Origin of the sequence: Campylobacter concisus UNSWCS, assembly GCF_000466685.1 — a bacterium.
Taxonomy (GTDB): Bacteria; Campylobacterota; Campylobacteria; order Campylobacterales; family Campylobacteraceae; genus Campylobacter_A; species Campylobacter_A concisus_A.
Genome location: NZ_ANNG01000060.1, coordinates 1 through 5,816 on the forward strand (window position 1 = coordinate 1; position 5,816 = coordinate 5,816).

The 5,816-nt window shown below is 38.2% G+C and carries 8 protein-coding genes and 1 pseudogene; 6 read left to right on the forward strand and 3 right to left on the reverse strand.

The features are described from left to right. Positions 1–128 precede the first annotated feature (128 nt). The 6 genes from UNSWCS_RS10030 to UNSWCS_RS10055 all read left to right on the forward strand — a co-directional run bounded on the left by UNSWCS_RS10030 (position 129) and on the right by UNSWCS_RS10055 (position 3,710). Complete coding sequence (locus UNSWCS_RS10030; RefSeq protein ID WP_021088421.1) at positions 129–770, forward strand: DNA cytosine methyltransferase; 642 nt, start codon at positions 129–131, stop codon at positions 768–770. Next, positions 760–963: a hypothetical protein gene (locus UNSWCS_RS10035; RefSeq protein WP_035143933.1), complete on the forward strand. Its 204-nt coding sequence runs from the start codon at positions 760–762 to the stop codon at positions 961–963. The genes UNSWCS_RS10030 and UNSWCS_RS10035 overlap by 11 nt, the downstream gene beginning before the upstream one ends. Further along, the gene (locus UNSWCS_RS10040; protein ID WP_051267848.1) at positions 963–1,925 is read left to right on the forward strand and encodes an AAA family ATPase; all 963 of its coding nucleotides are present in this window, start codon (positions 963–965) and stop codon (positions 1,923–1,925) included. Before UNSWCS_RS10035 ends, UNSWCS_RS10040 begins: the two co-directional genes overlap by 1 nt. 1 nt (position 1,926) lies before the next feature. Next, positions 1,927–2,430 carry a phage protein GemA/Gp16 family protein gene (locus UNSWCS_RS10045; RefSeq protein ID WP_035143934.1) on the forward strand — a complete coding sequence of 168 codons (504 nt, stop codon included), beginning with the start codon at positions 1,927–1,929 and terminating at the stop codon, positions 2,428–2,430. Further along, positions 2,427–2,705 (forward strand): hypothetical protein, encoded by a 279-nt coding sequence (locus UNSWCS_RS10050; RefSeq protein WP_021088415.1) that lies wholly within the window; start codon positions 2,427–2,429, stop codon positions 2,703–2,705. The genes UNSWCS_RS10045 and UNSWCS_RS10050 overlap by 4 nt, the downstream gene beginning before the upstream one ends. A gap of 93 nt (positions 2,706–2,798) precedes the next feature. Beyond that, the gene (locus UNSWCS_RS10055; protein WP_021088413.1) at positions 2,799–3,710 is read left to right on the forward strand and encodes a hypothetical protein; all 912 of its coding nucleotides are present in this window, start codon (positions 2,799–2,801) and stop codon (positions 3,708–3,710) included. Positions 3,711–3,727: 17 nt separating this feature from the next. Here UNSWCS_RS10055 and UNSWCS_RS10060 read toward each other — a convergent pair whose 3' ends face one another. From UNSWCS_RS10060 to UNSWCS_RS12030, 3 genes and pseudogenes are all read right to left on the reverse strand, one after another. After that, positions 3,728–4,213: a phage virion morphogenesis protein gene (locus UNSWCS_RS10060; protein WP_021088418.1), complete on the reverse strand. Its 486-nt coding sequence runs from the start codon at positions 4,211–4,213 to the stop codon at positions 3,728–3,730. A 123-nt stretch (positions 4,214–4,336) separates the two neighbouring features. Next, the gene (locus UNSWCS_RS10065) at positions 4,337–5,575 is read right to left on the reverse strand and encodes a phage minor head protein (protein WP_021088414.1); all 1,239 of its coding nucleotides are present in this window, start codon (positions 5,573–5,575) and stop codon (positions 4,337–4,339) included. Continuing rightward, positions 5,565–5,816 (reverse strand): annotated as a pseudogene (locus tag UNSWCS_RS12030) (DUF935 domain-containing protein); the annotation flags it as partial. The pseudogene UNSWCS_RS12030 and the gene UNSWCS_RS10065, both read right to left, overlap by 11 nt.

Sequence of the window (5,816 nt, forward strand, 5' to 3'; positions counted from 1 at the left end):
TGGACATAGATGACGACGGCACGCTTAGGCTATGGTTTGATTAAAAATTTAAAGGGCTTTAAGCCCTTTAAAGAGCGTTTTAAACTATTTTTAACGCTCTTTAAAAGGTTTAATTTTAAGGAAAATAATTGAGAATTCTAAATTTATTCGCAGGTCTTGGCGGAAACCGAAGACTGTGGGATAACGTAACTGACATAAGAGTAACGGCCGTCGAGCTTGACGAAGCCGTAGCGCACGCTTACGCTTTTCGTTATCCAAATGATGAGATTGTTATTGCCGATGCGTATGATTATGCAGCCAAGCATTACGACGAGTTTGATTTTATATGGGCATCGCCACCGTGCCAAACGCATTCAAAACTAAATTTCGGTAATGTTAGATGGAAAAATTCAAGAAAATTACCTGATTTTAATCTATACTCTTTGATAACATATCTTCAAAAAAGATGTCAGACAAGGTGGGTGGTCGAAAATGTAATACCTTTTTATACGCCCCTTATAACTCCTAATGTTTTACTCGGTAGGCACTATTTTTGGTGCAATTTTCATATTGCTAAAAAAGATTTTAAGCCTAAGGTCGCCATAGCGGACGTTAAACTAGGCGATTTTAAAGACTTTGATATAACGGTTTTTAAGGACATAAAAAATAAGCGCCAAATACTGCGAAATGAGGTTAATTATGAGCTTGGAGAATATGTTTTTAAGTGCGCAATAAACAATGAAACAAAAATCCAAAAAGAACCCGACCTAGGATTATTTAATGACAACTAAACAAAGAATTCATCTTAATAATCTACACGAAAAAAAGAGAGCATCGTATCAAGCTAAACTTAATAATGTCCTAAGCTACGATCTTAGTTTTTACCGCTTTAAAAACGGAAAGCTAAATGTGTCAAAACTAGCTAGATGTAGTGGTTTAAGCCGTGGATTTTTAGAAAAAGAACTATGGAAAAAAGGGTTATAATGAGCGAAATTTTCGAGTTTTTAAAAAGTTCTAGCCTAACTAAGGATAGTTTCAACGAAAAGGTCGAGTTTTTGATAGAGGGCTTTTTAGTAAAGCAGCTAATCACACTGATCTACGCGGACGGCGGCACGGGCAAAAGCTACATGGCCTTTGCTCTAGCTAAAAAACTTTGCAAAGAGGGTCAAAGGGTGTTTTTCATAGACTATGACAACCCTGTAGGTGTACTCAAACAGCGCGGCGTAGATAGGCTACTTATAGAAAGCTACGAGAATATGAATTATATCCAGCGCAGCACGCTAGAGCTTTGCGGATTTGAGCTTGTTTTAAAGCTAGAAGAAAACGCCGTAGGTAAAGCTTACAAAGATTGTGTTTTTATCCTGGATAGCTTGCGGGATTTCGTAGATATCAACAACGACAACCGTATAAATAGACTATTTGGCGCGCTTAAAAATTTACGCGAAGCGGGAGCTACCGTGATCATCCTGCACCACTCCAACAAAGACGGCAAAAACTATCAAGGCAGCAACCATATAAGAAATTCTCTCGATGTTATGTATCATCTACTAAAACGCCCTAGTAAGGAAAACGAGTTAAATTTCTTACTTGAAGTAGCCAAAGAAAGAGCCGGAGTAAAAGATAGTGGTTTTTGCGTAAAAACGCTAAATTTAGAACTAAACGAGCTTGACGTAGAAGTAGCTAGAATGAGCGAATACGAGCTAAATTTTACTACTCTAGCGCAAAAAATACTAGCCGGCGGAGATCTAAACAAAACCGAGTTACTAAACGCTATGAATTACGAAAAAGACGATAGAACGGCTAGGGATTGCCTCGATAAATTCGACGGCAAACTATGGTTTAGCCGTAAAACTGGCAAGAGCGTGATATATAGTTGTAAAGCGGAGACTACAACTGATACAACTATTACAACTATAAGGGAAAATACCTTAAATTTGGCGGTTTGAGATGAATACGAGGGGACTAAAAAAATACTATATAAAGATGATACAAACGTTAAAGCACAACTATTTCGTGGACGACGAGTGCAGGAAGGTGTATTTACGGGCGCAATTTGGCAAAGATAGCTTGACACAACTAAGCGTTGAAGAGCTTAGAAGCGTGCTAGAAGTCGTGGGATATAAGCCCAATAAAGGTGCAAATTTTAAAAGACCTGCACGAAAAAGCAAAGCAATCCACAAAACCAAAACAAGTAAAACGTCTAGCTCGTCCTTTATGTCTAGCGAAGATCTAACACCAGCTAAAGGCAGCCTATACGCTACCAAAAAGCAGCTTGAAACTATCGTTGGTATCTGGGAAGAGATAGCCAACGTAAAAACGGGCATGGCTTTAAGAGAGTTCATCTTTAGGATAGTTAAAATCAGGCCTTTACATCTTAAATTTCTATCAAGGAGCGATGCCGCTGACGTCGTGCAAGCCCTTATTCAAATGAAAGACAAATACTACAAATGATAAATAGCTTCGATATATTCGCCGAGTTCTACAACCGCGTCAAAGAGAGCGAAAGCATGGCCGACATCATCAAAGAATACGGCGGAGCAAATATTTACGTGCCAAGCTACAAAGGTACGTTTAGAAACTACGATATACTCAAAGAATACGAAGAAGGCATAAGGCTAGGCAAACCAAGCCCGGTAGTCATTCGCAAGATCGCTACGAAGCATAACTTGAGCTATAACAGCGTTTGTGCCATAACCAAAGAGTTAAGAGAGCCTAGTTTGTTTTAATATAGCCATAAGAAGTAGCATAAGTTGATGATTTAATGTGATTTTTGGTAAAATAACAAATTGACTTCAGCCTTGGCTATCAAAGGAATATTGGTGGATATAAATACTATCGATGATATAATGCAATTAGAGCAAATGCTATTTAATGGCGAAAATGTAGAAATTAGAAATGTTGGTAATATAACACATACTATAAAATTAAGTGGTGGTAGATTTAGCGATTATGATATAAACTATATCAATGCTGATATAGCAAAAATTGTATTATCATATCAAGATAGTTTTTATAAAATCGTCTCTATTTTAGAGAAAGATTTTGACATTAAAGACATAGACAAAAATCAATTAATCAAATTTAAACTCGAAAGAGGTAGCTTGGATTTGATTGGTGATTTTGTTAAAAATATGTTAGAGGCAATGAAAAACATGGAAAGCAAAGATAAAAAACAAGTTCTTGTTGCAATAATAATTGCTATATTGTTGGGTACTTCATTTGCAACATATATTTCATACCTTAGAGATATAAATAATACAGAAGCTGAGAGAGAAAATCGCCAAATAATAGCAAGATTGGCGTCAAATCAAGATATGCAAAAAGCTGTTAATGCGCCAAAAATAACTACCGCTAGCATCTTAAAAGACGATGAGAGTGCCAAATTTAATGCCCAAGAACAGGTGATCACAAATTCAAACAAGCAGGATTATAATTTCAGAGAAATCATAGACACTACAACGACTCAAGATACTATTGATGAATTTGTAATACTAGGTTACGAAAAAACTCTCGGAGGTGATAGAAAATTCAAAATGAGCGTGCATGGCACTATACGACAAGTAAGTGCAAATCTAATAAGTGCTGATGATCGCATAAGGCTAGCTATGGCTATTGAGCGTGGGGATAGCATAAAATTAAGGATAAGAACTGTAAAGGAATATAACAAAATAACAGAAGTAACTATCCTTGATGTTATACAAACACCAGCAACTTCATCGACAAAAAACTAAGCTACAGCTTAGTTTTTTTATTTCAACTTCTCTACCATAAATTCTATCGTTGCATCTTCGATAGCCTGCTTCGTCCTATTTGGCAAATGTCCACTTTTATCTACCGGCAAAAACGGGCGAGCCGCGATTCTTACGTTTTTACTTCGTCCCGCCTTATTGGTGCCAAATTGATGAACTAGCCCATAAGCAAAGCCGTTTTTATTCGTATTATTAGATACCGTGGCTTTTTTATCATCTGCTTTAACTATCCACCTATCTGCTAAATTTCCATCTGATCTTAAAATATTAAGAGATTTTCCACGTCTTTGTTTTTGCCTAATCGTGCTAGGTTTTAAGGCTTGCCATTTTTGCCCAAATGGACTGCTCTCGTTTTCAAAGCTATCTTCTATCTTGTTTTGTAAGATATTGCCTAGCGTTTGCATTAGCGGCTTGGTTTTTTTCTCGATATTTTGCAGAGATTTTAGCTTCGTTTGTAGCTCTTCTAAGCCTTTAACTTCTATCATTTGCCTTTATTCCTTGAGAGTGGTATAATTAGTGCTAATCAGATGATTGATGATCGCAACGTAGTAGCCGATAGGTGCTCGCCTCGCGAGATCGGACCTGTATTGCGGGTGCAACTCCCGCCGTCATCTGATTTTAATAAACTGCGCTTCTTTCTCGTTCGTCTTATCTACCTTACTTGCCGTTGCCATATAATTAGTAAGCCCAAATTTCTTCAATTTGTAGTTTAGGTCTATGACGATCTTGTTTATCTTGCTCGCATCTTTTTCATCCTCAAACCAAAATACGATGTTTTTATTCACGGTATCTACGCTTACGGGAGTTTTATCGTCGGCTAAAATTTTTACTATCTTTTTTATCTCTTCTATTCGCAAATCTTGCCCGTATTGCCCTTTGCGCTCAGGTCTGACGTGAAGTATGCCGTGTTTGTCCCCTGCTATACACTCAGTCTCTATTTTAATACCTAGCAGTTTTTCGCTCTTTTTTATAACGTCTTTACCTAGTTTTCCGAGCGCAAAGGCGACTATCGGAGCTTTTAAATTCTTATTTACTAAAAGCTCATCTACTGCGTCATCTAAGCTTTTTTGCCAAACATAAATATCCCTTTCGTGCTCGAAGTTTTCTAATGTCTGCTTTAAATTTTTCTTTGCAAGACTTGAAGTAATGGCGCCCAAGGCCTTATTTTGCTTATCTTTTAAAATTTCGTCTGTTTTATCGACTTTACCTGGGTTATATCTAAAATCTTTTTCTGCAGCTTGAGGTAAAAAAGAGCCATCTGCAAGTGGCACGATACCTCTGGCTATACACTCAGCCTCAGTTAGCACCTGCACCTTGCAGCGACACCCCCAGCCATTTGGCGGATAGTTGGTATCCCAAAATTTATCAGTTTTAGGTAGCGTCTTGCCGTGAAGCTTTCTATGAGCTTCTCTTGTTCTGCTATCAAGCACTGCTGTATAGCGGAAGTATTCGCCTAGGCTTTGCATCTGGCTTTCATACCTAGCCTTGGCGTAGGCCGTTCTCATATTGGTGTTAAATACAGTTCTTAATCTTCTATTGCCTACGTAAATTTCTTTTTCTTCGCCAGTCTTTGGATCTTTTACTTTGATATTTCCCAGCCAACCTTTCTTTGCCAGCATAGGCTTTACACTATTTTTCCACTCGTCAAACCCGACGCCCTCTTTAAAGGCTTTTGCGAGTGAAGCCTGCGTATCTTTAAGAAGATCCAAATTCATCATCTTTGCGACGGTAAAAGCCTTTTTGTGGGCATCGTGCACGATCTCGTCGTAATCAAAGTGCGCTTGGGGCTTTTTGCTCTTTAAATATTCATAAACCGCCGTAGGCTCATCGAAAAAACTAAATTTCATCTAGATATCCCAGCATCTGCGCATTGGCTACGGCTTTAAACATCAAGGGCTCAAGCTTTTCAAATGGTAGATCGTAAAGTTCGTAAAGCTTATCAAAAGCCTCTTCGTAAGTCTCGCTGCTTGCGATTAACTTGTTTAAGGCCGCTTCTATCTCGCCGTCTTCTATATCCATCTCGTCAGTGGCTTTATCAAATCTATCCATTGGCTTCGCAGACGAGCCAAGCCCGTCTTTGCGAGCGGG

Bases quoted from the DNA above. Each gene is read 5' to 3' on its own strand.
- UNSWCS_RS10045 (WP_035143934.1), top strand. From the start codon at position 1,927: ATGAATACGAGGGGACTAAAAAAATACTATATAAAGATGATACAAACG.
- UNSWCS_RS10060 (WP_021088418.1), bottom strand. From the start codon at position 4,213: ATGATAGAAGTTAAAGGCTTAGAAGAGCTACAAACGAAGCTAAAATCT.
- UNSWCS_RS10040 (WP_051267848.1), top strand. From the start codon at position 963: ATGAGCGAAATTTTCGAGTTTTTAAAAAGTTCTAGCCTAACTAAGGAT.
- UNSWCS_RS10065 (WP_021088414.1), bottom strand. From the start codon at position 5,575: ATGAAATTTAGTTTTTTCGATGAGCCTACGGCGGTTTATGAATATTTA.
- UNSWCS_RS10050 (WP_021088415.1), top strand. From the start codon at position 2,427: ATGATAAATAGCTTCGATATATTCGCCGAGTTCTACAACCGCGTCAAA.
- UNSWCS_RS10035 (WP_035143933.1), top strand. From the start codon at position 760: ATGACAACTAAACAAAGAATTCATCTTAATAATCTACACGAAAAAAAG.